Annotated in this window: 13 protein-coding genes and 2 pseudogenes; 6 read left to right on the top strand and 9 right to left on the bottom strand. The window is 69.1% G+C overall.

All coding sequences use genetic code 11. The annotated features are described in order from the left end of the window. Positions 1-181 precede the first annotated feature (181 nt). A protein-coding gene (locus tag OHA86_RS36030) for an IS630 family transposase (RefSeq protein ID WP_443071648.1) occupies positions 182-1,248 on the top strand; the annotation gives its coding sequence in 2 pieces (ribosomal slippage) (positions 182-625 and positions 628-1,248; 1,065 coding nt in all). 42 nt (positions 1,249-1,290) lie between these two features. On the opposite strand, the gene OHA86_RS06620 is transcribed toward OHA86_RS36030, so the two are convergent. Next, complete coding sequence (locus OHA86_RS06620; protein ID WP_329173302.1) at positions 1,291-2,442, bottom strand: ISAs1 family transposase; 1,152 nt, start codon at positions 2,440-2,442, stop codon at positions 1,291-1,293. A gap of 229 nt (positions 2,443-2,671) precedes the next feature. On the opposite strand from OHA86_RS06620, the gene OHA86_RS06615 reads away from it, so the two are divergent. Together OHA86_RS06615 and OHA86_RS06610 are read left to right on the top strand one after the other, a co-directional pair. Next, positions 2,672-3,526, top strand: coding sequence for an IS5 family transposase (locus OHA86_RS06615; RefSeq protein ID WP_329173300.1), 855 nt, complete (start codon positions 2,672-2,674; stop codon positions 3,524-3,526). Between the two features lie 183 nt (positions 3,527-3,709). Next, positions 3,710-4,201, top strand: a complete 492-nt coding sequence (locus OHA86_RS06610) for a ricin-type beta-trefoil lectin domain protein (RefSeq protein ID WP_329173298.1) — start codon at positions 3,710-3,712, stop codon at positions 4,199-4,201. A gap of 320 nt (positions 4,202-4,521) precedes the next feature. On the opposite strand, the gene OHA86_RS06605 is transcribed toward OHA86_RS06610, so the two are convergent. From OHA86_RS06605 to OHA86_RS06595, 3 genes and pseudogenes are all read right to left on the bottom strand, one after another. Continuing rightward, on the bottom strand, positions 4,522-5,007 hold the full coding sequence (locus tag OHA86_RS06605; RefSeq protein WP_329173296.1) for a hypothetical protein: 486 nt from the start codon (positions 5,005-5,007) through the stop codon (positions 4,522-4,524). A gap of 310 nt (positions 5,008-5,317) precedes the next feature. Next, positions 5,318-5,707, bottom strand: coding sequence for a hypothetical protein (locus OHA86_RS06600; RefSeq protein WP_329173295.1), 390 nt, complete (start codon positions 5,705-5,707; stop codon positions 5,318-5,320). A gap of 405 nt (positions 5,708-6,112) precedes the next feature. Beyond that, positions 6,113-6,846: pseudogene (locus OHA86_RS06595) on the bottom strand (integrase core domain-containing protein); the annotation flags it as partial. A 345-nt stretch (positions 6,847-7,191) separates the two neighbouring features. Between OHA86_RS06595 and OHA86_RS06590 the strand changes: the two are divergent. Continuing rightward, positions 7,192-8,277, top strand: a complete 1,086-nt coding sequence (locus OHA86_RS06590; RefSeq protein WP_329173294.1) for a hypothetical protein — start codon at positions 7,192-7,194, stop codon at positions 8,275-8,277. Positions 8,278-8,855: 578 nt separating this feature from the next. Further along, entirely contained in the window at positions 8,856-14,216 is a 5,361-nt protein-coding gene (locus OHA86_RS06585; RefSeq protein WP_329173293.1) for a VWD domain-containing protein, read from the top strand. 102 nt (positions 14,217-14,318) lie between these two features. On the opposite strand, the pseudogene OHA86_RS06580 reads toward OHA86_RS06585, so the two are convergent. Further along, positions 14,319-15,211: pseudogene (locus OHA86_RS06580) on the bottom strand (integrase core domain-containing protein). Between OHA86_RS06580 and OHA86_RS06575 the strand changes: the two are divergent. Then, complete coding sequence (locus tag OHA86_RS06575) at positions 15,128-15,421, top strand: hypothetical protein (RefSeq protein WP_329182688.1); 294 nt, start codon at positions 15,128-15,130, stop codon at positions 15,419-15,421. The pseudogene OHA86_RS06580 and the gene OHA86_RS06575 overlap by 84 nt on opposite strands. A gap of 448 nt (positions 15,422-15,869) precedes the next feature. On the opposite strand, the gene OHA86_RS06570 is transcribed toward OHA86_RS06575, so the two are convergent. From OHA86_RS06570 to pglY, 4 genes are all read right to left on the bottom strand, one after another. Continuing rightward, positions 15,870-18,029 (bottom strand): DEAD/DEAH box helicase, encoded by a 2,160-nt coding sequence (locus OHA86_RS06570; RefSeq protein ID WP_329173291.1) that lies wholly within the window; start codon positions 18,027-18,029, stop codon positions 15,870-15,872. 53 nt (positions 18,030-18,082) lie between these two features. Next, the gene (brxD, locus tag OHA86_RS06565) at positions 18,083-19,435 is read right to left on the bottom strand and encodes a BREX system ATP-binding protein BrxD (protein ID WP_329173289.1); all 1,353 of its coding nucleotides are present in this window, start codon (positions 19,433-19,435) and stop codon (positions 18,083-18,085) included. A gap of 121 nt (positions 19,436-19,556) precedes the next feature. Beyond that, positions 19,557-22,472, bottom strand: a complete 2,916-nt coding sequence (gene pglZ, locus OHA86_RS06560) for a BREX-2 system phosphatase PglZ (protein WP_329173288.1) — start codon at positions 22,470-22,472, stop codon at positions 19,557-19,559. Next, positions 22,472-26,371 (bottom strand): BREX-2 system ATPase PglY, encoded by a 3,900-nt coding sequence (pglY, locus tag OHA86_RS06555; protein WP_329173286.1) that lies wholly within the window; start codon positions 26,369-26,371, stop codon positions 22,472-22,474. Before pglY ends, pglZ begins: the two co-directional genes overlap by 1 nt. Between the last annotated feature and the right edge of the window lie 23 nt (positions 26,372-26,394).

The following is a 26,394-nucleotide window of genomic DNA, read 5'->3' as shown; positions in this document are numbered from 1 at the left end:
GGCATCGAGGGTGAGGGGCAGGCACAGTCGGAGACCGGCGATCAAGACCGTGACCTGGCCGGATGATTTATCGGCACCCGCAATGTCCGGCAGCCTTTCGTGAAGGCCGTCAGTCACTGAGGTTGAACTCGTGGAGTCATAGGGGCTGACGTCCGGTGTCTGGCTGCGGTATCACCGGAGGATGCGGTATCCACAAGGTGGCGGGCTGACCGCCGAACGGCAGGACAGACGCGAGGAGTTGCGGCTTCAGGCTGCTGAGCGGTTCGCCCGGGGTGAGGGCAGTACGTCGATCGCCAGGGACCTGCGAGTCAGTGTCCGCTCGGTGCAGCGATGGCGTCATGCGTGGGCTGAGGACGGTCCGCGCGCTTTGCGGTCGCAGGGCCCGGCGTCGCTGCCGCGGCTGAGCGAGAAGCAGTTCGCCCGATTGGAGGCGGAGCTGGCCAAGGGGCCGGCTGCTCACGGCTGGGAGGACCAGCGCTGGACCCTGGGCAGGATCAAGACCGTGATCGGCCGACGCTTCCACCTGACCTACACCGTCCAGGGCGTGCGCAAGCTGCTGGTCCGCAACGGCTGGTCGTGCCAGGTTGCGGCCCGGCGCGCCATGGAACGCGACGATGACGCCGTGGCCGGGTGGGTCAAGGAGGTCTGGCCCCGCGCGGAAGGTTAGCGGCGGCTCGTGGGGCCTGGCTGGTCTTCGAGGACGAAGCCGGTTTCTCCATGACACCGCCGCACGCCAGAACATGGTCACCACGCGGCCGCACCTCGGTAGTGCGGGTCCGCGGCCGGTCCCGCAGACGCGTCTCGATCGCCGCGCTGACCTGCTACAAACCTGGCCGTCAGTCCCGGCTGATCTACCGGCCCCGCAGGGACGACGGCCAGCGCGACGGACGCAAGAGCTTCTCCTGGCGCGACTACCGCGACCTGCTGACCGCCGCCCACCAGCAACTCGGCGGCCCGATCGTCCTCATCTGGGACAACCTCAACGTCCACAAAGCCGCCGGCCTGCGCGAATTCGCCGACTCACACGACTGGCTGACCATCTACTACCTACCGCCCTACGCACCCGACCTCAACCCCGTCGAAGGCATCTGGTCCCTGCTGCGGCGTGGGTGGCTGTCCAACGTCGCCTTCACCACACCCGAACACCTCATCCACACCATTCGTCATGGCCTCCGCAGCATCCAGTACCGCAGCAACCTGATCGACGGCTGCCTCAACGAGACCGGCCTGGCCATCAAACCTGCATGACCAGGGCTGTTGCAAAGTATTTTGATCTTGGATGAGTGCAGGTCAGGTGAGGCCGATGAGGTCCTGCGGTCGGCGGAAGCTGTCGTAGGACACTTCGCGGAGACTGGCGGCGATGTTCGTGTGGCCGGCGGCTCGCAGTGTGTTGATGGCGAAGCTCCTGAGGGTGGGGATGTTGTCCGGGCCGTGGCCGGTGCGGACCTGGGAGGCGTCCTCGGCGAAGGTCGTATCGCGGACGAAATGGAGCCGGTTCTCGATGGCCCACTGCGAACGGATGATCTTCGCGAGCCGTTGCGGGGAGGCTTCGCGGCTGGTCAGATCCGTGATGATGTAGACGGTCTCGCGGCTGCGCCTGCCGGTTTTGCGGTGGGTGCGGTGCCGGACGATCTTCGCGACCTGGACCGCGTGGGGGAAGTCGATGTCGAGGTCGGTGATGGTCAGGGCCTGCACGACGCGGGTTTCCAGGCGCCCGTGGGCGGTGGTGCGGTCGTAGAACTTCGCGCTCGCCTTCTCCCAGGGCGGAGCTGCGAGTTGGCGGTGCAGGTTCTTCTGGTTGTGGTTCACGGTGAAGGCGTAGTGCGCCTTCTTCTCCTCAACGAGGAACCGGGCGTGATCGCGCTGGCAGTGCAGGGCGTCCGCGGTGACCGTGACGCCGGCCAGGTCGTAGGGCGCCAACAGGGCCTCGAAGCAGGTGATCTCGTTCGTTTTGCGGGGGACGCGGAGCTGGGTGACGGTCAGGCCGGCACCGGTGACCGCGGCCAGCAGATGAGCGGCCGGGATCTCGCCGTGGCGGGAACCGCGGGCGCTCTTACCGTCCACCGCGAGGGTGTCGGCCCCGGCCGGGTCGTGGCCGAGCAGATCGGCCAGGCCGCCGGGGCAGGCGGCGTTCAGGACTCGGCGGATGGTCGCCGTGCTCGGCGCGATGCGCACGGTGAAGACCGTCACGGTGCGGGCGCCGAGCCGGGCGAGGGTTTCCTGCGGAGCCCTCGATGCCCACTGGCCGATCGCGGCGAACGAGCGGGCTCCGGTCAGCACCGCCGAGCAGGCGACCAGCAGCACGCTCACGAACGGGTGACGCTTCCCGCGCCGGTGCCGCGGATCTGCCAACGTCAGCAGCCGCTGGTGCAGCGGCCCGATCGCCCGGTGCTGACCGGTGGGCGACTTGATCAGACAGACGGTGGCAGACTGACGGCACATCGGAGCTCCGGACGGTGCAGGCGACTGGACAGGTCACCCGCATCAACCGGAGCTCCGTTGCGTACGGACCGGGCCCACCAGACATCGTCATCCCGCCGTGACCTGCACAGTCGTGCATCAGCTACGACTGTGCAACCACCCTGCCTGCATGACCGACATCACGAGTTCAACCTCAGAGCGTGTCTGAGATCTGCCGTGTCGGCTGTTGGGGTGGCTCGTTGGGCGGAGTGTGAGTGCTACCGGGGATGGCTATCCGTCTGATCTGACCGATGAGCAGTGGGCGTTGGTCGAGCCGTTGCTGCCGGCGCCGAGGACGGGCAGCAGGGGAGGCCGGCGGGAGAAGCACCCGCGGCGGCGGATCGTGGACGCCATCTTGTACCTGGCGCGGACCGGGTGCCAGTGGCGGTATCTGCCCAAGGACTTCCCGCCCTGGCCGACGGTGTACTGGTACTTCACCTGGTGGCACGACGACGGCACCGTCGAGCGCCTGCACGACGCGCTGCGGGTCAAGGTCCGCCAGACCGAGGGCCGCAACCCGGAGCCGTCCGCCGGCCTGGTCGACTCCCAGTCCGTCCGTGCGGCCGACACCGTGCCCAAGTCCACGAGCGGCTTCGATGCGGGCAAGAGGACCAAGGGCCGCAAGCGGTTCATCGTCACCGACACTCTCGGCCTCCTGCTGACCGTGCACGTGCTGGCCGCGAGCATCCAGGACCGCGACGGAGCCAAGCGCTCTCTGTTGTGGACCCGCCTGGACCATCCGACCATCGAAAAGGTCTGGGCCGACCAGGGCTTCGCCGGCCGACTCGTCGAATGGGCCGCCAGCGTCCTGCACCGCACCCTGGAGATCGTCCGCAAAGAACCCGGACAGCGTGGCTTCAAGGTCCAGCCGAAGCGTTGGGCGGTAGAGCGCACCTTCGCCTGGATCACCACGCGCCGCCGCCTGGCCTGCGACTACGAACGCAGCCCGGCGCACTCGGAGACCATGATCCGCTGGGCCATGACCGACGTGATACTCCGCCGACTCACCCGAGGCCGACCCGCCACACGGCAAGGCCCACGACCGCTAAGCAAAATCGTCCCATGACCCGATCTCAGACACGCTCTCAGTAACTGGAACCCGCGTCTTCTTTTAGGCCGGGTTCGGAACCGAAGCAGCCCAGCCCCTGACTGTATCAATCGGATCTCCTAGTATGACCAGTGGTCAGAACCGTTCTGGATTGGAGAACACGTGAATCTTCGCCGAAGCATGTTGCGAGCCGCTGCAGTAGTGTCTACTGCCGCCCTCGTTGCCGGTGCTGGAAACGTCAATTCCGCATCGGCGGCAGACGATTACTGGGTGATCGGGAGCCTTTATCTCGGCTACGGCAACGGGTGCTTGACAGCCTCGGCAACGACAAACGCCGTGTTCACGCACACATGCGAGGGCTGGCAAGCGCAGGACTGGGAATGGGTTGGCATAGCCAACAGCAGAGGCGAGCAGCGGTTGGTGAGTCGGACGCGAGGGATGTGCTTGGCCACCGACAATAAATCGGACCGCAATGCGGTCTGGCTCAGCTCATGCGACACCACGGCAGGCCAGTACTGGAAGTGGGACAACGCGAATCAGTATCTTCGCAGCAACTGGACTTTCGGCGCTCACGATCAGACTCTGCGCGCCTCATCGCCCGGCTCGGGGTCCGTCTACAGCTCGGGTGTGCAAAACGACGAGACGTACCTTGACATCCCCGAGCGGATGCACGTGTGGTACAAAGCCAACTGAGGGCGATGCCCCCTGTTTTTGGGCATGCAAAAGGCCGGGAACCCTTGGGTGAGGGTTTCCGGCTCATATGCGTTGGCTGCTGCTCCCGTGTGGGGCTCAAAAATAGAATTCCGCTGCTGACCTGCGGGTTCGTAGTGAGGTCAGATGGCGATCTGGTACTCATTGATGAGTCCGCCGAGGACGGGTGTGCGGTGGATGAACCGTTCTGGGTTCGGTGGAGACTCGGTTCCGTGAAAGGATCGAGTCATGGCACGCCCTTCCTCCTATCCCCTTGAGCTGCGCAAACGAGCGGTCCGTATGGTCGCCGAGGTCCGCGGTGACTATCCGAACGAGTCGGCCGCGCTGCGGGCGGTCGCCCAGAGTTGCCGCTGCGCCTCGTTCTGCTCCCGCACGGAGTCGGCCCGCCAGCCGCTGACGGCTACCAGGCCGTGGGTCAGGCGGGGAAACTCCATGGGGACGCCGAAGTTCCTCGGCCTGCGCCGCAGGTCCTTCTCCAGGGTGTACAGCAGATCAGTCACCGGGGAGGTGTTCGCCGTTCGGCGGGCCGTGTCCACGGGCTCGGTGTCGTCGGAACCCTCGCCGTCGTCTCCGCCGGGGGGACCCGCCGCATCCGGTCCGGCGCCGCCCGCGCCGCCCGGCCACGCCGCGCCGGAGCCGGACTGCCGTACCGGCCAGGGCTGCGGCGGCCGCAGGTCGTGACTGGCCAGGTCCACCAACGACAGCGGGATGCGCTGCCGGTAGGCGTCGGCGAGGTCGGTCAGGATGGCGCTCTTGCCGGCGCCTCGGCCTCCGACCAGCCGAACCACGGGGCCGGCGTCCCTGAAGTCCGCCGGTCTGCGCCCGCCGTCGCCCCGGTACGCCACACCCACGAGGCGCGGGACCAGCCCCTGTAACAGGGCATCCCTGCCGTACAGTTCCGGCGCCATGCGCCCCACCCCCCTCCGGCTGATCACGGCCGTCGCCTCGGCCGCCCCCACGGCCGACTCCCGGCACCATCCGATCCGTCGTCGCCATCGGTCGGCGGTCACTGCATCATATGGCGTCAAAAGCTCGCATGTACGAGCCATCGCGGTTATGGGTTCGCCGGAGGCGCGGCTGCGACAGCGTAGGCGTCCGTCAGTGCAGTAGGACGGACGCTTGGGCGCAGGACCGGGCGCCCAGGTTCGGGGTGCTGCGGCTGAGGGCGGCGGTGGTGCGCGGGTCCTGGGAGCATCCGGCGCGGAAGGCCGCCTCCCCGGAGCTGGTAAGGGAGAGCTGCTGGCCGAAGTTCAGCGACGTGCTCTCGTCCCGCTTGATCCAGCCCCGCTCCTGTATCGCTGCCACCGTCGCGGTGGAGATCCGTGCACCCGAGCCGGTCTCCACACGCAGCCCGGACCGGACGGCGCGCTCTTTCAGCAGCACCGCGCCGTGCTTGATCTCCTCCAGTGCCAGTAGTTCCTCGCGCGTGGGCAGCGGGTCGACAGCCAGATCCGAACTGGCCCCCGCCTGAGAAGGGGTTGGTGTCATCGCGGGCGTCGGCCTCGGGGCCGGTACCGGTTGCGGGTGCTGCTTCACTGGCGGCCCGCAGGGCTTCTTGACCCAGTGGGGTCAGCGACAGGAGCTGCCCATGCGTGGGCGTCGTGGTGGTGTCGAGGCCGAGAGACCGTCAGAGAGCATCCGCTCGACGGTCTGCGCCCAGATCGGGACCAGGACGCCCGTGCCGTCGGAGAGGTACCGGTCCTGCTCGGACAGCGCGCTCTGCTCCAACCGCAGCCCGCCGCGTTCGACTGCCCGGAGGGCCTGAAGCTGCCGGTCACCGGCAATGGCCCAGTCGCCGTTCCGCCCCGGTGTCTCGTGTGCCGCTCGCTCAAGGTCAGGAACGAGCCCGTCGGATGCCGTTGCCCTTGCCGAAAACCTCATCCGCGGAGGTCGGGCGGCATGTTGGTACTCGTGCAGGATGCCGCCGAGTCGTTCGCGTCGTCGTATGTCGAGGTGGGCAGTCTTGTCCGGATCGGCGATCTGCGCTGGCAGCGGGTGGAGCGGGCGGGCGTTGGCGATGCCCTGATGGGGTCGGTGGGAGTTGTGGTGGTTTTCGAACTCCCGTAGTGCGTGGAGCAGGTGCCGTTGGTTTCAGACCAGGGTGCGGTCGAGCAGTTCGCGCCGGCAGGTGTGTACCGACCGTTCCGTGATCGAGTTCATGCGCGGCATCTGCACGCTGCTGAGCGCCACCTGGATCCCCGCATCGTTGAGGAGGGTGTCGAACAGGGCGGGGAACGCTAGCCCCAGTGGGGATTCTCCCGGGCGAGGCGGAGGACCAGGGCGCGGATGGAGTGCACGGTCCGCGGCCTTCCCGGGCGCTTGGGCCGGGACGCGGCAGCGTGGCGGCGGGCGACCAGGTCCCGGTGCCGGCGCAGCACCGTGTCCGGCCGCACCAGCAGCCGCACTTGGCGCAGCACCTGCATCGGCAGCCGGTGCAGCAGGGCTGCCAGGAACGCCCGATCGCTCGGGGCGAACCGAACCTTCTCCTTGTCGAGTTGACGTTCCAGGAAGGTGATCTGATGGCGCAGGGCGAGGATCTCTGCGTCCTTGTCCCGGTCGGTCATCGGCAGCAGGCGCAGTAGAGCGAACGCGTTCGTCACGGTGGGGTAGGCCAGTCGCAGCAGCACAATCGACCATCATGCCGGGGCGGTCAGCAGCCGTGCGGGAGTGCCCACTTCGGGCGTCCATACCCGAGCCCCCTCGCAGCCCACAAACCGGCGCCCACCAGGGCGGATTAGGTTTTCGGCAGGGGCAGCGTCGGTGCTGTGGGAGAACCGGCCTATTTCAGGGTGAGACCGAATAAACAGGTTCGGTGGGTCCCGGCACTCCTGGATTCGCCTTGTGCGCAGGCGTTGCCCGCCATCGGACCGCTGAACCCCGACGGCGTCCCAGGACGCGTAAAGCGCCCACCGAACCGCCGCGCTTGCCCGGACTTCGGCTCAGGCGGCAGGCGTTCGCCGTACTGTGACGCCATGGTGAACCGTGAAGGCGTCCGCGTTGATCTCGACAGCATTCTGTGCAAGTTGGAGGCCAATGGCTTCGATGGTGTCCTGGTGGAGTTCGCTCCGGATGGCGGTGCCGGTGCGGCGGCGGTTGTCGACGTGGTGCGTCAGGCAGTGAAGGTGGCCAATGAGGTGGCCAATGAAGCAGCGCCGGACTCTGTCTGGGGGGCGGGGCTGACGGCAAGCCTTGCGGGCGTCTCGATGAAGTTCGGGTCGATGGAGAGTCAGGAGGCATTGGAAACCTGGCTGGATGCATTTGGTGGCCGTGTGCGGGCGGGTGGGCTGTCGGGTGAGCTGCGGGCCACGGAGACCGTCCGTCTGCCTGACTGGGATTCGCCTGCTCCGATGATGACGGCGTACATCGCGCTGGGCGCGTTGTCCGCGCTGGACGGTGCTGGTAAGTCGGGCTGGGCCGAGCGGGCGGTGCGCTGGGCGGCCGAGGCCGGAGGGGATGCCTACGTCTCCAGCGGCGGGCTGAGTCAGATCGTCACCACCGGCGATGTGGCGGCGCACCTGGCTTCCGCGCTGCATGTGGCTTCGTCCGGTGCGGTGCTGTACACGGACGCGCTCGCGGCGCGGGCGGCAATGGCTGACATCGGCTCGGACGGTCAGGCGACCTATCAGACCAATGACGCGTCCGCCTCCCTGGCAGCTCAGGCAGACCGGGCTCGCACGGCGATCCTCGCTGAAGCGGACTACGCGCACTACGCTTTCGTGGCGCCGACGCCGCGCCAGGCATACCTCTGGGACGCACGCGGTCGTGCCTTGCCGCCGCTGCGTGAGGAGATCCCGGCCTACGCACTGCGCATGCACGCGGACCTGTGGAGCCGGTTCGTTCCGGACGTTCACTGCATGCAGCTGCTTACCGACGAACACCTGGACCAGGTCACCGATCTTTCACGGTGGACCGTGACGCACGTCACTGCCGGACGCACGCTCGTCGAGGCGCGGGATGTGGCCGAGTGGCTCGGTCCCGGCGGACCCGCGCCCTCGATCGTTGACCAGGCGCGGGCCGACTTCGGCCGGGCTCTCGTGCCCGCCGACGATGTCCGATAACCGCCGCTCACTGTACCGAGCCATGATTTCCGCTCGTTGACCGTCTCCTCGGCGCGCTGACAGACTCTTCAAGTATCGAACAATTGTGTGCGTAGTTCCTGGGGGGACTTATGGCGCCCGTTCGTCGTTTAGTGAGCCTGCTCGCCACCACGGTCGCGGGGGCCCTTTTAGCCACCTCGGGTTCCATGGGAACAGTGGCGTACGCGGATTCGCCACTGACACCCACCACGACACGGGGGTCGACCTCCACCCTCTCCACCTCGACACCGAAGCCCACGACACCCAGGGCGGCCTCGCCGACATCCTTCGCGGCGCACCTACCGAAGACGTCGCCGACGGCCCCGCCAGCCCGGACGGTGACGAGACATCCGGCGACTACGAAGCCTTCGGCACCCTCGGTTGAACCTCCGTCGGCGACCTACGCGAGCCCCACCGCGAACGCGCCCGCGCCGCGCACGGGCACCACATCACCGCCCGCCGGTGTCAAGCCCGACGCCGCTGACCCACCTTGTCCGCCGAACAGCGCCGACGCCTTTGTCCCGGATACGGGTGGCAGTCGCTGTGTTGCCGGGACCCTGATGTCCACTCGGGGGAAGCTCGGCTATGCATGGAGTCCGGCCAGCAGCAGCTACACGTCAGTACACTGCGTCCTCGACCCGCGCGCACTGGTCCCGCACGCCGTGTACAAGAAGCCGGACTGCAAGCCGTGGGGTTTGCAGGGTGAGAATGTCGCGCAGACGCGCGTCATTGCCCAACTGAACGCGGCCGGGGTCTACGGCGACAGTTCGGCGACGGGCATCACGCCCAACATTCAGTGGGAGACGATGATCCCCAGCAGCGGCGAGCGACCGGACCTCGTGCTGTACGACCACGCCAGCACGACGGGTCCCGTCGGGCTGGTGGAGATGAAGGGCGATTGGTGGACCGACGCCAAACCGGTAGACGAAGTCGCCAGGTACGTTCGGGACTGGCCGCGTGCCGGTCACACCGTCGTCCCCTACCACTTTACGAAGCCCATCAGTGACGACTTCGAGGTCCAGTTGGATCCGGCGTGCAAGTGGGATCCGGCCGAGCATTCCGCGTATCTCTTCCACACCTACAGCGACCCGGCCAACGACGGCGTGATCCGGATCTCCAGGACTTTCCGGGACTGCCCTGAGCGGCAGAAGCAGGGCGACGAGGACGAGAAGAAGCAGGATTATAGGGGGACTTTGGGTGCCGATGCCGACCACGATGGTGTCGATGACTTCTGGGACGTCATCCGGGAGCACCCGGAGCTGTGGTATCTGACCGGCCCGATCGTCGTCCCCGCGTTCCACGGGCTGCCCAAGCCGGTTTACGTGTCGCTGAATCGGGACACGATCACGGAGATCGAGGAGGCCGCGGCGGACGCCGCCCCGGACGCGATCGACGCCGAGTGGGCGGCGTTCGTGGACAGTATACCCGAGGCGGTGGCTGATGCCGCGGCCGACATCGCGGCCGGCGACGCGGCGGCCCTGGGGCTGGACGCGGCGGAGCTGGCGCTGGCGGAGGCGGCGCTCGACGCCGGTTTCGTCACCCTCAGCGCCGCGTTCCTGGTCCCGGTCATCGCAGCGGCGGTGCTGGTAGCGATCTGGGCGGTGATGCACTGGCACCTGTTCGGTGACCCGCACATGACGACCCTCGACGGGCTGGCCTACGACCTGCAGGTCGCAGGTGAGTTCGAGGTGGTCCACGTCCCGAGTCTGGATCTTGACGTCCAGGCCAGATTCCTGCCTCTGGGCGGGTCCAGAACGTTCACGGTGGTGGACTCGGTGGCGTTCTCGATCAACGGAGCGTACGTCGAGCTCAACCAGGACGGCGACGCCTTCGTGAACGGCGTGCAGATCCCGGCCTTGCAGCGGCTGACGGACTTCGGCCAGGGCGCGGCGCTGGTCCGCAGCGGCAACAAGTTCGTGGCGACCTTCGGCGCGGCGAAAGCCCGGCTGGCGTTCGGCGACAGCAGCCTCGGTTTCGACATCGCCCCCGGCGTGCCCACGACCGGCCTGCTCGGCAACAACGACGGCATACCGGGCAACGACCTGGTGATGTCCGACGGCACCCCGGTCTCCTCTCCCACCGCCTCGGTGCTCGACGGCGTGTACGCGAACTCCTGGCGTCTCACGGACGACCAGTCCGACTTCACCTACCCCGACGACAACACCACCGCGTCCTACACGGACCTGACGTTCCCGTCGAACGTGGTGACCCTGAGTGACTTCGCGCAGTCCGACCAGGATCTCGCCCGCCAGGCGTGCAACGCCCAGGCGGTGCCCGCGGGTCCGCAGTTCGACGCCTGCATGCTCGACGTCGCCCAGACCGGCGACGCGAACTACGCCAAGTCCGCCGCGGCGGTCACCGACGTACTCCAGGACTCGGCCGCGCACACGGTCGACGCCGGCGGCAGCGTGACGGAGAACTTCGAAGCCGCGGTCGGCCCCAACTTCCGTCCTGACAGAACTGAGTCGATCGGCGGCACCACCGCGGCAGGACCCGTGTTCGACGGCAGCGGGTACAGCTTCACCGTCCCGTCGCTGCCGAACCACTCCGGCGCCACGGTCGCGTTCGACGTCTACGCGGTCGGCGTCACCAGCGCCAACGCCCAGAACCAGACGCTGACGGTGAAGGTCGGCGACCCCGCGGCCTCGTCGGTGGTCGCGTTCACCCCGACGACGGCGAGCGTGTCGTCGGGGCCTGCGACGATCAGCGCGCTGGGCCAGGGCCAGACCGCCCAGGGAACCGCCTACCAGCGGTACCGGATTACCATGCCGACCCCGCAGTACAGCGATCAGCTGCGCGTGCAGTTGGCGCCCTCGGGCTTCAGGGGCATCCTCGGCACCAGCGTCGCGGTCGACAACATCTCGGTGGGCGTCACCCTCGTACCGGCCCAGACGTTCTCCGCCGCGCTGCCACTGTCAGTCTCCTCCGGGACCGTCAACGGCGCCGCCGTGACGGGGGCCGGAACGCTGGAGACCACCGGATCGGCGGACGTGTACTCCTTCACCGTCCCGGCCGGCGGCCAGCGTCTGAACCTCGATCTGGGCTCGTGCCCGGCCGCGGGGCAGTCGGACGGCGTCCACTGGGCCCTCAAGACGTCGGCGGGCCGCACCGCCGCGTCGGGGTACTGCGACGCGGACACCCTGGGCCTCGTGGCGGCGGGGCAGTACACGCTGACCGTCCGCGGCCCGGGCGTCGCGGGGTCCTACGCGCTCGGCCTGGAGGCCCCCCAGCCGTTCACGGCGACGGTGCCGCTTCCGGTGACGGCGAACACCCTGAACGGAACGGCCGCCACCGGAGCCGGCGTGTTCGAGGACGGTGCCTCACAGGACATCTACTCGTTCACCGTCCCGGCCGGTGGCCTGCCGCTCGCGCTCAGCATGAGGTCGTGCCCGGAAGAGGACGACTACTCCCCGGGCACCTGGACCCTGCGCGACGCCTCGACGCAGTCCGTGGTCCGTTCCGGCTACGGCGGCTGCTCGTACGCGGACTTCGGCACCCTCGCGGCCGGCTCCTACCAGCTGGACGTCGCTGCCAACGGCGCGCCCGGCTCGTACACGCTCGACATACTGTCACCGCAGACCTTCGCGGCGACGCTCCCGCTGAGGACGAGCGCGAACACGATGAACGGGGTCTCCGTACCCGGCGCGAGCACCTTCGAGAGCGGTGCCTCACAGGACATCTACACCTTCACGGTGCCGGTCGACGGCCAGTTGCTGAACCTTGATGTCTCGGGCTGCCCGACGGCAGGCTACTCGACGCCGCTGCACTGGAAACTGCTCAGTGCGGCGAGCGGCGCGGCTGTGGCCAACGGCGGCTGCTCGTACACGAACCTGGGCCCGCTAGCGGCCGGCGGATACCAGCTGGCGGTCAGCGCCGGCGGTGTGGCCGGCGGGTACGCGCTGAACCTGGAAGCGGCGCAGTCGTTCGTGGCGACCTTCCCGCTGACCGTGTCACCGGACCGGCTGGGCGGCGCGACGGCGACCGGCGCGGGCCGGTTCGAGACGACAGCGTCGCAGGATGTCTACAGCTTCACCGCGCCGTCCGACGGCTCGCCGGTGCTGCTGAACATCACCTCATGCCCCACCGTGAGCTACAGCACCTCGCTGACCTGGCGGCTCCTCGACAACTCGGGGACCGCGGCCGCCCACGGGCGGTGCGGCGTATCGAGTCTCGGCGTCCTGGCCACAGGTAGCTACCGGCTGGCCGTCGACGCGGGCGGCCTGGCCGGCACCTACAGCCTGTTCGCCACAGCCGGCGGCGGAGGGACGCCGGCGGCGACCCTGGAGGGCACACCGAACGTGGTGACCACCACCCTCGCGGCCCAGTCGGTGGCGATCGGCTTCGTGAACCCTACGAGCCAGACCGTGGCGGTCACGGGTTCCTCCACGCTCACCTCCGGCGACTGCGACTACTCCTCGATGGTCTTCCATCTGTACGACCACACCGGCGCCGAGGTCACGCACGGCGACCTCCAGTGCGGCAGCGCGGGGATGCTCTACTCGCCTGCTCTGCCCGCCGGGTCCTACACCGTGCTCATCGTCCCGCCCGCGCCGGTGACGGGGAAGCTGGGCGTCCAGATCTTCGGGGCGTCCACGTCGGCGGTGACGGCGACACTCGACGGCAAGCCCTCGTCCGTGACGACCACCGCCGCCTCCCAGTCGGTGATGGTCAGCTTCACCAATCCGACGAGCCAGGCGGTGACGATCACCGGCTCCTCGGCGATCGCCACGGGTGACTGCGACTTCGACTCGGTGAAGTTCTACCTGTACGACCACTCAGGCACCCAGGTGAAGAACGGGAGCCTGGAATGCGGCACGTCCGGAGTGCTGTACGCGCCGACGCTGGCCGCGGGGTCCTACACGATGCTGATCGCCCCGCCGGGCCCGGTGACGGGTACCTACGGCGTCCAGTTCTTCGGCGCCGGGGCGTCAACGGCGACCACGGCCCTGGACGGCACTCCCGCATCGGTCACGACGACCGCCGCCTCGCAGTCGGTCGCGTTCGGGTTCACCGTTCCGAGCAGCCAGGCGGTGACGATCACCGGTTCGTCCGCGATCACCGGCGACTGTGACTACTCGTCGGTGGAGTACTACCTCTACAACAGTTCCGGTACCCAGGTGAAGAGCCAGAGCCTTGACTGCAGCGCGGCAGGCGTCCTGTTCGGTGCGACGCTGGCGGCGGGGTCCTACACGGTCCTCGAGGTTCCCCCAGGTCCGGTGACCGGCACCTACGGCGTTCAGGTCTTCGGCGCCGGCGCGGCGTCGGCGACGGCGGCCCTGAACGGCACACCCGCATCCTCCACCGCCACGACCGCCTCGCAGTCGGTCGCGTTCGGATTCACCAATCCGACCAGCCAGGCGGTGACGATCACCGGTTCGTCCGCGATCACCGGCGACTGCGACTACTCGTCCGTGCGCTACTACCTGTACGACCACTCCAGTCAGCAGGTGAAGAACACCAGCCTCAGCTGCGGTGACGCGGGCAAGCTCTTCACCGCGACCCTCGCCGCCGGGTCCTACACGGTGCTGATCGTGCCGCCCGGCCCGGTAACCGGGAAGTACAGCGCCCAGGTCTTCGCCGCGGGTGCGTCTTCCGCCACTGCCACCATGAACGGTGCGCAGGCAACAGTGAACACGACCGTCGCGGCGCAGGCCGTGTCGATCGGCTTCACGAACTCCGCGGCGCAGAACGTTGCGCTGACGGGCTCCTCGACGATCACCGGCGGCGCCTGCGGCTACACATCCGTGTACTTCTACCTCTACGACCACACAGGAACCCAGCTCAAGAGCGGAAGCCTCGGCTGCGCAAGCAGCGGATCGCTGTACACGATGTCGGCGTTGCCGGCGGGGTCCTACACGGTGCTGATCGTGCCGACCGGCCTGGTGTACGGCACGCTCGGACTGCGGGTGGCGAAAGCCTGATCCGGCGTTGCTGATCGGGCCGGGTCCGCCGTCAGGGGCGGGCCCGGCCCGATCGGTCGTCCGCAGCCGACCCTGCGGGTGCCGATAAATCATCCGGCTTGGTCACGCGGCATGTTGGTACTCGTGGAGTGTCCCGCCGAGTCGGTCTCGTCGATGGACCTGGAGGCGTCTGATCTGTGCTGGTTCGTCGAGTGGGTGGGGGAGTGGTCGGAGCGGAGCGGCTTGGGCCGGAGCCCGGTGGGGTCGGTGCTCGTTGTAGAAGGTCTCGAACTCATGGAGCGCATGGAGGAGGTGGCTCTGGTTCCGGATCGGGGTTCTGTTGAGGAGTTCGTGCCGGCAGGTCTGTGTCCAGCGCTCCATGACGGAGTTCATTCGCGGCATGGGGACATTGTTTTTGACGATCTGGAGTCCGGCGTCGGTGAGCAGGGCGTCGAAGGCGGCGGTGAACTTGGAGTGGCGGTCGCCGATGAGGAATCTGGCTGTGCTGCCCGTGTCTTCGAGGTCCATGAGGAGGTTGCGTCCGAGCTGTACTACCCACTGGGCGGTGGGGTGTGCGGTTGCGCCCAGGATCCGGATGCGGCGGGTGGAGTGCTCGATGACGACGAAGACGTACAGGCGTGCCCCGGTCATGGTGCGGGTCTCGAAGAAGTCGCAGGCGAGCAGCGCATCGGCCTGGCCGCGCAGGAAGTCGGCCCATGTCGTGCTCTGGCGTTCCGGAGCGGGTGGGATGCGGTGTTCCTTGAGGATCTCCCAGGCGGTGGAGGCGGCGACCTTGATGCCGAGCGCTGCGAGTTCGCCGTGGATGCGTCGGTACCCCCATGAGGAGTCTCGCGAGTCAGCCGGAGGACGAGAGCGCGGATGGAGCGGATGGTGGGTGGGCGTCCGCGCCGCTTGGGTGTGCAGGTCGCGGCATGGCGCCGTTTGAGCAGGTCGCGGTGCCAGCGAAGGATCGTGTCGGGGCGTGCCAGCAGCAGGAAGCTCCGGAGCTTGTCCATCGGGAGGTGATGGAGCAGGCCGGCGAGGGTCGCCCGGTCGGTGCCGGTGAAGGTGGGCTTGCCGACCTGGCGCTGCAGGACGAGGAGCTGGTGCCGCAGGGCAAGGATCTCGATGTCCTTGTCGCGGTCGCCCATCGGCAGGAGACGCGGGAGCGCGAAGGCGTTGGTCGCGGCGAGGTAGGCCAGGCGCAGCAGCACGACAGATCATGATGCCGCCGATGCCCCGGGTAGGTGAAGACCTCGGGGTGAGGGGCTGGCTCAGCCGAAGACAGCGATCAAGGCCGTGGCCTGGGCGGAAGATTTATCGGCACCCGCAGGGTTGCAATGTCCTTCGCGGTCCAGGTGCACGGTCAGACGAACGAGATCCTGGCCTCCTTCCCTTCGTGGCGGGAGGTCTCCGGTCAGGTCCCCGGCTTTGGCGCTGCGCCTCATGGGCCCCAGCCACCCGGTCGAGGCGGCGGTCGACTTCGCTGCCCGCTTCCCGTCATGGCGGAGTGCCGAGCATGAAACGTTCGCCACAGTGGAAGCGGGTACCGCGGTCCTGCGGCAGGGGATCGCCGTTGGGAGTCAAGGGGTCGCAGGTTCAAATCCTGTCGTCCCGACCAGGCGTCTATCCACTGGCAGCCGGGGTGGAGGAGCGGCCCGCGTGTTTGGTTGATCAGGTGCCCCATTCCACGCGTACGGGCTCGCGGGCCGCGGCGAGGGCGCCGTCGAAGTCGGCGAGGCGCTCGGCAAGGGTGGTGGTGGCGATGCGGGGAGGGAGGGCGGCTGAGAACTTCAGGCCGCGGACGGCTCGCGGGTCGACGGTGGGCAGAGTGAGGGAGTCGGGGAGTTCGGCCCGGGCGGTTTTCCAGTCGGCGAGCGAGAGGTCCTGACGGAGCCGGATATAGGTGTCGGTTGGGCGCTGCACGGGGTCGGAGAGGTTGCCGAGGGATGCGGCGAGGGTGGCGTTGGCGCGGTATCCGGCCCAGGTCCACCAGCGTGCGGCGTCGGCGTCGCGCACCAGCAGGGTTCCCGCCGGGTGCACTTCGTGGGGTGCCCGGTCCATGCGGAGTTCGGCAAGGGTCGCGGTGGCGCGGCGGGTGAGGCGGACGTCGGGGTTGGTGCCGAGAAGGACCTCGCGCATGGCATGGGTGAGGGCGTACGACAGACCGCGGGCTTCGCTGCCCTGCCATTTCGCGATGCCGCCGTCCTCGACGGGTTCGACGAAGGCACGGCGTCGGGCCCAGTCGATGAAGGTGACCTGCCAGCTGCGGCCGGCCAGGAGCAGGCGGCGTGGGCCTTGGCGTTCTTCGGTGAGGACGGTGGGGTCGGTGGTGCCGATCTCGGTGCGCCCGGCGAGCACGGTGAATTCGGGGGGTGCGGTGAAGGAGGCGGTCAGTTCCATGAAGTGCCTTCGGCCGAAGTGTTTCTCGGCCTCGGGGCCTATGAACAGCATGCCGCCGTCGCTGTCGAGGAAGCCGCCGTCGACCAGGTGGGTCAGGAGGGGGGCGGCGGAGCGGTCGAACGGGGCGAGGCCGTTCCATTGTTCGGGCCACAGACGGTCACCGATGCGGTGCTCCTGCAGGGTGACGGCGAGGAGTTGCTGAGCCACGAGGTGGCGGGGCGGGGGCGGCGGGGTGACGGGTTCGACCCAGCCGCGGGCCCACAGGGTGAGCAAGCTCGCAGCCTGGAGCAGGGTGTCGGGGCGGGTGGCGAGGAACAGGCAGTTGCGGGAGGTTCCGGTGCGGCGTCCGGTGCGGCCGATGCGCTGCAGGAAGGAGGCCACTGTGCTGGGTGAGTCGATCTGGACGACGCGGTCGAGATCGCCGACATCGATCCCGAGTTCGAGGGTGGAGGTGGAGACGATGACGCAGTCGCGGGCTTCGGCGAATGCTTGCTCAGAGCGTGCGCGCTCGTCGGTGGAGAGGGAGGCGTGGGAGAGGAACACGGTGACGTCGCGGGCTCGTAGTGCCGCACCGAGTTCTTCCACCTGCTTGCGGGACTCGCAGAAGACGAGCCGCTTTTCGCCTTGGTGCAGGGCGGTGATCACCTTGGCGGCGTTGGCGAGGGACCCGACGTAGTCGAGTTCTACCTCTCCTGAGGGGCGGGGGAGGTCGCCGGAGTCGGCCGTGGTGGTGCCGCTGGTGGGGAGGGTGACGCCGGGGGCGACGACACGGCCGGGGCGGTCGGCGGGGTTTGCGCCCTGGAGCCAGGTGAGCAGGGTGCTGGGGTTGCCGACGGTAGCGGATAGGCCGATGCGCTGGATGCGGTGGCCGGCCAGTCGCTCCAGGCGTTCGAGTACGGCGAGCAGGTGCCAGCCGCGGTCGTCCCCGGCGAAGGCGTGCACCTCGTCGACGACCACGGCGCGCACCCGGCCCAGCATGTGCGTGTGGTCGGTCTTGACGCTGATGAGCATCGCTTCGAGAGACTCGGGTGTCGTGAGGAGGAAGTCGGGGGAATCGGTGCGGATGCGGCGGCGTACCGACTCAGGGGTGTCGCCGTGCCAGAGCGCGGCTCGGCGTCCCAGCCACTGGGCGTAGCTGTCGACCCGGTGCACCAGGTTGTTCAGAAGCGCCTTGAGCGGGGCCAGGTACAGCACGGAAGTGCCGGTCCAGCGCTTCTCTCGCATGGCGGACAGCAGCGGGAAGGTGGCAGCCTCCGTCTTCCCGCCTGCTGTCGGGGCGAGCAGGATCGCGTCCTCGCCGTCCATCAGCGGATGGACGGCGTCCTTCTGCAGGGGACGCAGATCGGGCCACCCGAGGGTGTTGACGATGTGGTGCAGGACGACGGGGTCGAGGCGTTCCACCGGGTCGGTGCCACGCGGCTGATCCTGCACGTCTGTGACTCCTGCAGTGGTCCGTCAGAGTTCGGGTTTGCAGAAATTGGTCTTCAGAGCTCGAGGTCGAGGTCGTCCGCTGAGGTCGCCGGCGCGGGAGCGGCGAAGTTCCGTTCAGTGGCGGTGAGGTCGTCGCTTGCCACCGTCAGCTTGTAGTGCGTGCGCGGGTCGAAGTCGGAGAATTGGTCGATCCGGTCGAGCACATCTCCGACCAGCTTCTTCAGGTACAGCCGTGGTGCCACCCCGACCTTTCCGCCGAGGGCCCCGCCCACGGCCCGTGCCAGGTCGGTGAGGTAGGCGTCGTCGGCGAGCTGCCTGATCCGGTCGGGGGACTGGGAGCCTTCGGCGTACAGGTCGCGGATGGTGGCGCCCAGTCCGGTCAGCGACTCCTCGGTGAATCCGGGCAGCCGGATCTGGACCGCCCGGGGATTGTCGAAGCGGGGGTCGGTGGTGAAGTCGGTGGCGACTCGCTGGGCGAGCGGTGCGAGTCGCTGTACGCCCTGCTGGCCGTCGTAGAAGGCGGGCGTGCCGGTGATGACGAGGTACAGGCCGGGGAAGCGGCCGGAGTGGACCTCGTCGATGAGCTGCCGCAGCGCGTTGAGCGCTTTGTCGCGGGCGTCGGAGCGGACTCGTTGCAGGGTCTCCACTTCGTCCAGGACGAGGACGAGTCCGGCGTGCCCGGCGTCTCGGAGTACGGTGAGCAGGCCCTGCAGGAAGCCGAAGGCGCCGAAGTGGTCCAGGTCGCCGCGGACTCCTGCGCTGCGTCGGGCGGCCGCGGCGACGTGTGGCTGGCCGCCGAGCCAGGCCATGACCGCGGCGGCGGTGGCCTCGTCCCCGGCGTCCAGGGACTGCTTGTACCCACGCAGGGCGGCGGCGAAAGCGGGTGCGTGCCGGGACACCTCGGCAAGGCGGGCGGTGAGCAGCCTTTCCACGGCCTGCGGCAGCTCGTTCTCACTTCCGCCGTCGGCGAGTGCGTCCTCCTCCAGCGCGTAGAACCAGGCGTCGACGACGGGCCGCAGGGCGCTGGGGGGGAAGCTCGCGGTGGTCAGGCGTTCGGTGAGTCGCCGGTAGACGGTCTCCAGCTTGTGCAGGGGGGTCTCGGTCTCCGACACCTGTACTTCGGCGACGGCGAAGGTGCGTCGTTTGGCCCGTTCTCCGAGCCAGCGGGCGAAGAACGTCTTGCCGGATCCGTACTCGCCACGCACGGCCTTGAACACCGAGCCGCCGGCGGCGACGGTGTCCAGCTCCTCGTCAACTGCCCTCTCGAAGCGGCCGAGGCCGGTGGCGAGCAGGTCGAGGCCGCTCTCGGGGACGGCGCCGCGCCGCAGCGCGTCCACCACGGTGCGCCGCCGAACGGCCCCGACCGGAGCGGCGGCCCCGGATGCTGAAGATCCCCACGCGTTCACCCGAACAGTCTCCCATCCGGCCGCTCACCTGGCCGGACACCGATGCGGACGCCGGGACGCCGACGCGCGGACCGGGCGGGCCGGGAAACCCGCCAACCCGTCGCAGCCGCAGCACGCCGGTTCACAGCCCGAACTGCTCGATCATCTGGGCGCGGTGCAGGCGCAGGGTGCGGTTGTCGGGGAGGATCTCCAGGATCTGCGCCCCGTCGTAGTTGAGAAGCTGGGCCAGGGTCGCAGCGAAGCCGGGGGCACGGGTGGTGGGCTGGCCCGCTCGTTCGGCAAGAGCGGTCATCGGCAGGGTGCCGGCCTCGACGAGTGCGGCCAGCGCCTTCGGGAGGACGGTCTTGTCACGGGGCTTACGGGCGAGCAGGTCCAGCTGTGCCTGATACAGCTCGGTGGCCATGAGGCGCTCGACGAGGGCGACAGCAGGGTCATCGGACTGATGGGAGGAGAGTGGGGTCTCAGGCTCGGCCGCGGGGTCGGCGGGTTTTTGTGGCGCGGGGGGCGCCACCTCGTCCTCGCCGAACAGGCTGATGGCTCCCTCGGGCGCGGCCGGGGCGGCCTTCCTGGTCTGCTTGCGGCGCGGGCTCGCCACGGAGGCGTCGGGCACGTAACGAGCGTCAGCTTCGTTCTTGGTGCCGGCCTCGAGTGCGGCGCCGCTGTCGCCGTCCTCCGTCCACCAGGAGGGTGTCGGGTCGCCCAGTTCCCGCCATCCGGCGGGCGGTTGAGCGCCGAAGGGCAGCAGGGCGAGCAGCGGGATGGTGAACTCGGCGAGGGTCGCCCCGCCGTGGTAGCCCGCCTTGAGCGCGGTGTACCGGGTGTCGTGGTCTCGCAGTGCGACGATCCGTGATCCGGGCTCCGGCCAGACCACCCGTGGTCCGGACAGTTCGATCTCGGCCGGTGTGACGGGTCCGCCGGGGGAGCGGTGACGGGCCGACCCTATGGCGCCGGCGGCGTCAATCCTGCTGCTGCGTCGCTCGATCACATGGCCGTGGTCGGAGGTGAGGAGCACGGTCATGCCGTTCGCGCGGGCGGCTCGCAGTAGTGGGTCCAGGCCGGCGATCTCCTTGGTCTGCCATGCGCCGTCGCCGAGTTTTTGCTCCTTGGCGAGGCGGTCGTCGACGGTGTTGAGAACGACCGCGACATGGGTGCGTTCGTCGGCGAGAGCTTCGGTGAGGGCGGCGGAGAAGGGCGAGCCGGTGTCGGGGCCGCGCAGGTCGTCCTTGTGGAAGACGGCCGCTGGGGCTCCGTTCCAGCAGGGGTGCTGGGGGAAAAGCCGCTTCTCGTCGCTCTGGTCACCTTTCATCAAGGTGCCCGCGAACAACGAGGTACGGGATACGGCGGTGAGGGTGGGCAGCGCGGCGGACACGGCACGCCGGACGGGCGCTCCGGTCGCGTCGGGCAGCGGGTCGAACTCCGCCCACTGTCCGCGCAGTTCCTCGCCGAGATCGGATGCTATCGCCGCGCTCATCCCGTCGATGAGGAGGAGCAGGACCCGTCGGCCGGGGCAGGCCACGACGGGTGCGACGACGCGGTTCAGGAAGCTTTCCACTGTGAGCATGGTGCCGGGGGCGGTACCGTCCGCGGTCCACACCGCGAGCCGCTCGGAGAATGCGCGGTCCAGCTCGCGGCGCTTGTCCCGCGCCAGGGCTCCGATCCGGCTGTACGCGTTGGCGAGCACGTCGTCCGAGTCGCCGCCCGCTTCCAAGTGTTCCAAGGCCCAGTCCACCCAGCCGAGTTCGCGGATCTGGCGGGCGGTCCCATCGGCAACCGAGGCGATATCCGCCTCGGGCCGGCCGGCGAGCCACTGCCGCAGCCGCGCCGCCATGCGTACCCGCTCGATGCGGGCCCTCGTGGCGCCGTCGGCGGCCTGGGCGTGGCCGGCCAGCGCGCTCACGGCGGCCGTGACCGTCTCGGTTCCGCTGTCGTCGAGGGCGCGGCCCGCTGCGGTGAAGCGGGCGTCGAGTCCGGCCGGGAGCAGCGGGCTGGCAGCGGCGGCGGCCTGTGCGCCGAACTGGGCGACGAGCTGGTTGGCTCGGTTCAGGACCGGGTCGGCGAGCCGGTGCTCGCCCCGGTCGACGAGCCCGCGGACATACGCCTCGCCGCTGTGTCCGAAGGAGGCCAGCAGTCTGTCGAGGTTGTCGCCCTGGGCGGGCGGCTGTTCGCCGAGCCACCGCTCGGCTCGCCCGCGCACCCGGTACAGGTCGTGGTCGGCCTCCGCGTGCCCCCACAGGGCGGCGCAGACGACCGCGTACGCGGCTGCGTCCGCTCCGTGGTCGGCGTCCACCAGGGCGGTGATGATCTTGCCGGTGGGCCCCCCATGTTCGGGTTCGGCGAGGAAGCGGGCCAGGCCGGTCCGTTCCGGTCCGCGCAGGTCGCGCAGGAGGTCCGGGCCGCCAGGAATGAGGGTCCACCGGAACAACGCGACAGGGTCGATGCGGTCGCCATCGTCATGTGCGGCCGACCCGCCCAAGGGGTCGGTGTCGTGGCGGCCGAGCCTCAGCCGGCGCCTGGCCAGGCGGGTGAGCGCTTCGTCGCGGGAGAGGACCCCCTTGCCCAGCGAAGGCCAGCCGCGGGTGGCCGCCGCATCGAGGAGCGCTTCGGCAGCCCAGGTCTCGCCGCGCAGCCGCCCGTCGAGGCCGCGCGCGTCGAACGCCTCCTGCACGACCTCCCAGTTGTCGACGGAACGGATCCTTCCGCCGTAGACGCGGGCGAGCAGCCCGGGGTCGAGGTCGGTGTCCTCGCGGTCGGTAAGGACGACCAGGACCTTGGGGTCGGGGGGAGTCGCCGCGTCGAGGTGGCCCAGGATCTGCTCGTGCACGGCGAGCACCGAGGACGCGACAGCCACCCGCACCCGCAGTCCGCCGACCGTCTGCTGCACGGCGGGTCCGTCCCAGGAGGGATCAGCCCTCAGCAGCAGGACCCGGACCGTGCCGTCACCGAGCCGGCTGCGGGCGGCGAGGTACTGGCGAACAGTTCCCGCGGGCAGCCGGGCAGGACCGGCAGTCACGGACGGTGTAGTGACGGTGCCGGACATCACTCGACGACCTTCCAGACGACCTCGACGGCGGCGTTGGGATTCTCGGCCGCGAGCGCTGCGATCTCCGCCTGCAGCTCGGCGGCAGCCCGTGCGGCAGTAGTCCGCCCACCGCCGGAGCGGACCACCGACCGCGACGATGTGCGGGCCCCCGGCTGCGTCACCGGCTCCGGAAGCACCTGCGGATGGGCTGAAGCGCCGTTCAGGTCCACACTGTCGGAACTCGGCATCGGGGTGACGGGCGGCTGCGGACGCTCGGCTGTGCCCTGCCGGGACCTCAGCAGGGACAGCACTTCCCGGCCGCCGGCGTTCAGCACCCCAGGCAGGTCCGGATAATCGCCCGGATCGCCGGCGGCGGCATCCCGCACTCGCTCCAGCACGGCCGCGCCGTCCACACCGAGGGTGTCGGCCAGGCCCAGCTGGTCCCAGCTGGTGTTCTGCAGCCCGGCGGCGACCTTCCCGGCGCTCTTCAGCGACATCCCGTACCGGTGTGCGGTGAAGTCGCCGAGGTCGAAGCGTGCGAGCCGGTCAACGACGGTCTTGGCCTCGGTGCCAGTGTCCGTCAGCGACTTCACCAGCTCCTGCGCGCGCCTGGCGAGCACCAGGCGGGGCGAGTCGTCGTCGAGGCGGAGGAAGTCGCGGTGCTTCTCCAGTTCCGCGACGAGCCGTCCGGCGTCCTGGGCGAGCACCGCGGCGGCCTGCTTGATCTGTCCGGCGAACTGGTTGACGATCCGCCCGCGCCGCAGTTGCGGCGCCCGGTCCCCGAGAATGGTCTCGTACCGCTTGCGCGCCTCTGTCCAGTCTTCCTCACTGGGCAGTGGCTGCTCGCGAAGGGCGTAGTCCCGCTTCAGCTCGTGCGGTGCGGGCGCGGGTTCGACGGGGACTCCGCCGCGCACCCACACCCGGTCGGTCGTCTCCGCGTAGGCGGCGGCAAGCAGTCGGCACAGCGGCTCGGGCAGTCCGCGTGGTTCGGGAAGGTCGCTCCAGTCGGAGAGCTTGACCAGGCTCGGTTCTGCGGTGCCGTCCCGGCGGGCCTGGCTGGTGAAGTGGTCGGGCCAGGCGGTGGACTGCCGGTAGTACGCCTCCCGCATGGTGCCCAGTCCCAGGCCGCCCGCGATCCGCGCCATGGTCTTGCGGTCCTTGCCGTCGACCTCGACCTGTCCGTCGCGGTCCTCGGCGGCCTTGCGCACGTACTCGAAGACGATCCTGATCTCCGCGGGCTTCACGGGCCTGCCTGTTCCATCGGGGTCCAGGTCGGGGTGTGCGGGGTACTGGTGGGCGAACAGCTTGCCGGCCAGGTCGCGGGCGGCGGCGTCCAGCGGCGCGCCGAGCGGAAGCCGAAGCTCGGGCACGTCCTGCTGGGCGACCAGGTGCGTGTCGAAGCCGAGGTCGACGACACCTTCCTGCTTCTGCGCGAGCCCATACGCCTGCCGCAGCGCTTGCGTGACGCGCTCGGTGAGGATGTCGCGCTGCGACTGCAGCATGCTCTTGGCGCGCGCCTTGTCGTCGGCGTTGAGGCTGCGTGCGAAGTCGGAGTCGAACCGGGCGTCGTCGGCGAGGGCCTTGTCGATGACGACGAGACGCTCGAAGTCACTCCGGGACGCGTCGGTCAGGTGGGTGGGTAGCCAGGCCAGAGTGCGCGAGTCGCCGCCGGGCTTCTCCCGCAGGGCGCGCAGCCGCTGCAGGTCGTCCATCGGACCGAACTCGCCCTCGTCGTAAGGGAAATCGACGACGAGTCGCCAGGCGTCGTCCTGGCTGGGCCGCAAGGTCGCCTCAGGCAGCGAGTCGACGTCGGCCACGTCGCCGAACACCACCTCGACCTGCCGTTCTGTGCCCTTCCACACCAGGTCGAGCACGTCGTACGCGTCGAAGCCGCCGGGCCCGTCACCGACTCCGAGCGCGTCCTTGAGTAGGCTGCGCATCTTGGTGCGCCGGTTGCCCAGGTTGTTGTGGACTTGGGCGTTGGCGAGGACAGCGTCCAGGTCGACGCCGGTGAGCTCCAGGCGGACCACCGCACCAGGTCCGGTGCCGATGACCTTGATCTCGGGGAAGGTCGCCGCCCATTCCTTCGCCTTCTGCTCCAGCCGGCCGACCTCGGTGCCCGCGATGCGGGTGGTGATGGAACCGTGGTTGAGGGCGTGCAGCCGCGCCAGTGTGAGGTCGGCGAGTGCGGGCACGCTGGGCGCGAGCGCGCAGAGCAGCAGGGTCTGCAGTAGTCGGCTGTCGCCGGTGAAGTCACGGCAGCGGGCGGCGAGTTGCGGGTCGCCGAGGCCGTCAGGGCGGCGTCGGTATGCCTCAGCCTGGTCCTCGCTGACCTGGTTGGTCTTCAGCAGGTACGGGCGGAGCTTGTCCCGGTACAGCTTGTCGGCAGCCTCGAAGTGGACGTTGGTCTCCCCGCTGAATGCCTTGTCGCCGCCGCCCACGATCGCCGGGTACAGATCGCCGAGCGGCACGAGCTGCCCGAGCCGCCAGTCGTCGCGGTGGTCGACGAGCAACTGGCTCATCAGCTTCAGTCCGGTGCGGGATCGCTGCAGCGCGGCGGAGATGTGCACCAGGGTGTCCATGAACGCCGGCGGGAACGGGTACGTCCTCCGGAAGGCGTCCTCGTCCGCGCCAGTGGTGGACTTGTCGTGGCCGAGCAGGGTGTCCCACACGTCCGGGCCGAGCTTCTTCGCCTCGGCGAACGCCGCCTCCACCTTCGCCTCGGCCTCGGGGGTGGCGGGCCTGAGCAAGCGGGCCTGCGCGATCTGCGGGAGGTTGCGGTCCTCCAGGACGACCTTGTCGAATCGCCCGCCGCTGAGCTTCAGACTGTCCTGCACCGCGGCCTCGGCGGCCCCCGACATCTCCTCGCCGACCAGCTCGCGCAGGTCGCGCTGGCGGGCTATGAACGACACCACCGGGATGGCGCGCCGCTCGTCGCCGCCCTCCACGAAGTTCGTGATCTTGTCGGACTCGCGTGAGACGAACCTCTGGTCGTGGATGCGCGAGGCCAGCCACAGGATCAGCTCGTCCATGAAGAGGACGAGCCCGTCGTAGCCGAGGGACTTGGCGTGCGCGGCGATGATGCCGAGCCCCTTGTCCAGGGAGACGAACCCGTCGGCGTCCTCGGAGGCGTTGCGCGAGAACGACGGGAACAGGGTCTGGGTGAGGTCCTGCACGAGACGGGCGCGCAGTTCCCGCGGCGTCGAAGGGTTCTCCAGGTCGAGGTCCTTGGTGTTCTCGTGCTCCTCCGGCGCGTCCACCGCCTGGTCCAACAGCTCGGTGGTCCAGGCGAAGGAGTCGCCCCACTCGTCCATCTGGCCATCACCGGCGTCAGCGAGCTGCTCGATCACCCGCTCATCGCCGTTGCGGCGGCGCTGCTCGGCGAAGTCCTCGAAGAGCCCGTCGGTCCGGTAGACCTGCGGCAGCGGGCAGCCGGGGTGCAGTTTTCGTACGTGCTCCACATACTTGCCGAGCACACGCTGCTCCAGGGATTTGGAGCCCAGCATGTGGTACGGCACCAGCAGGAACTTGCGGTCGTCAGCGTCCAGCCAGGAGTGCCGGGCCCGCACCGGGTCGAGGTCGGCGCGCGCCCTCGCTGCGTGGTTCCGCGACAGCAGCGCGTAGAGCACCGCCATGAAGTGCGACTTACCGGAACCGAAAGAGCCGTGAAGATATGCGGCCTTCGACGAGCGGCTGTCGAGCGCTGACTTGATCAGGTCGAGGGCCTCGTCGAAGTTGCCGAGCAGCCGGTCGGTGACGACGTAGTCCTTCAGCGCCGCCTCGGCCCCCTCAGGGGTGACCGCTTCGTTCAGCTTCAGTACGAAGTCGGAGGTGGATACCGACTCCGGGATGTCAATCAACTCCCGCAGCAGCGGCCGGTCCTCGGGGCGAGGGCTGTTCCTGCTCATGAACGCCATGGTGTTTCTACTCCTCGCCGTGC

It is taken from the genome of Streptomyces sp. NBC_01477 (genome assembly GCF_036227245.1).
Taxonomy (GTDB): Bacteria; Actinomycetota; Actinomycetes; order Streptomycetales; family Streptomycetaceae; genus Actinacidiphila.
The sequence above is the reverse complement of the archived record's forward strand: the minus strand, read 5'-3'. Positions and strand labels throughout refer to the sequence as shown.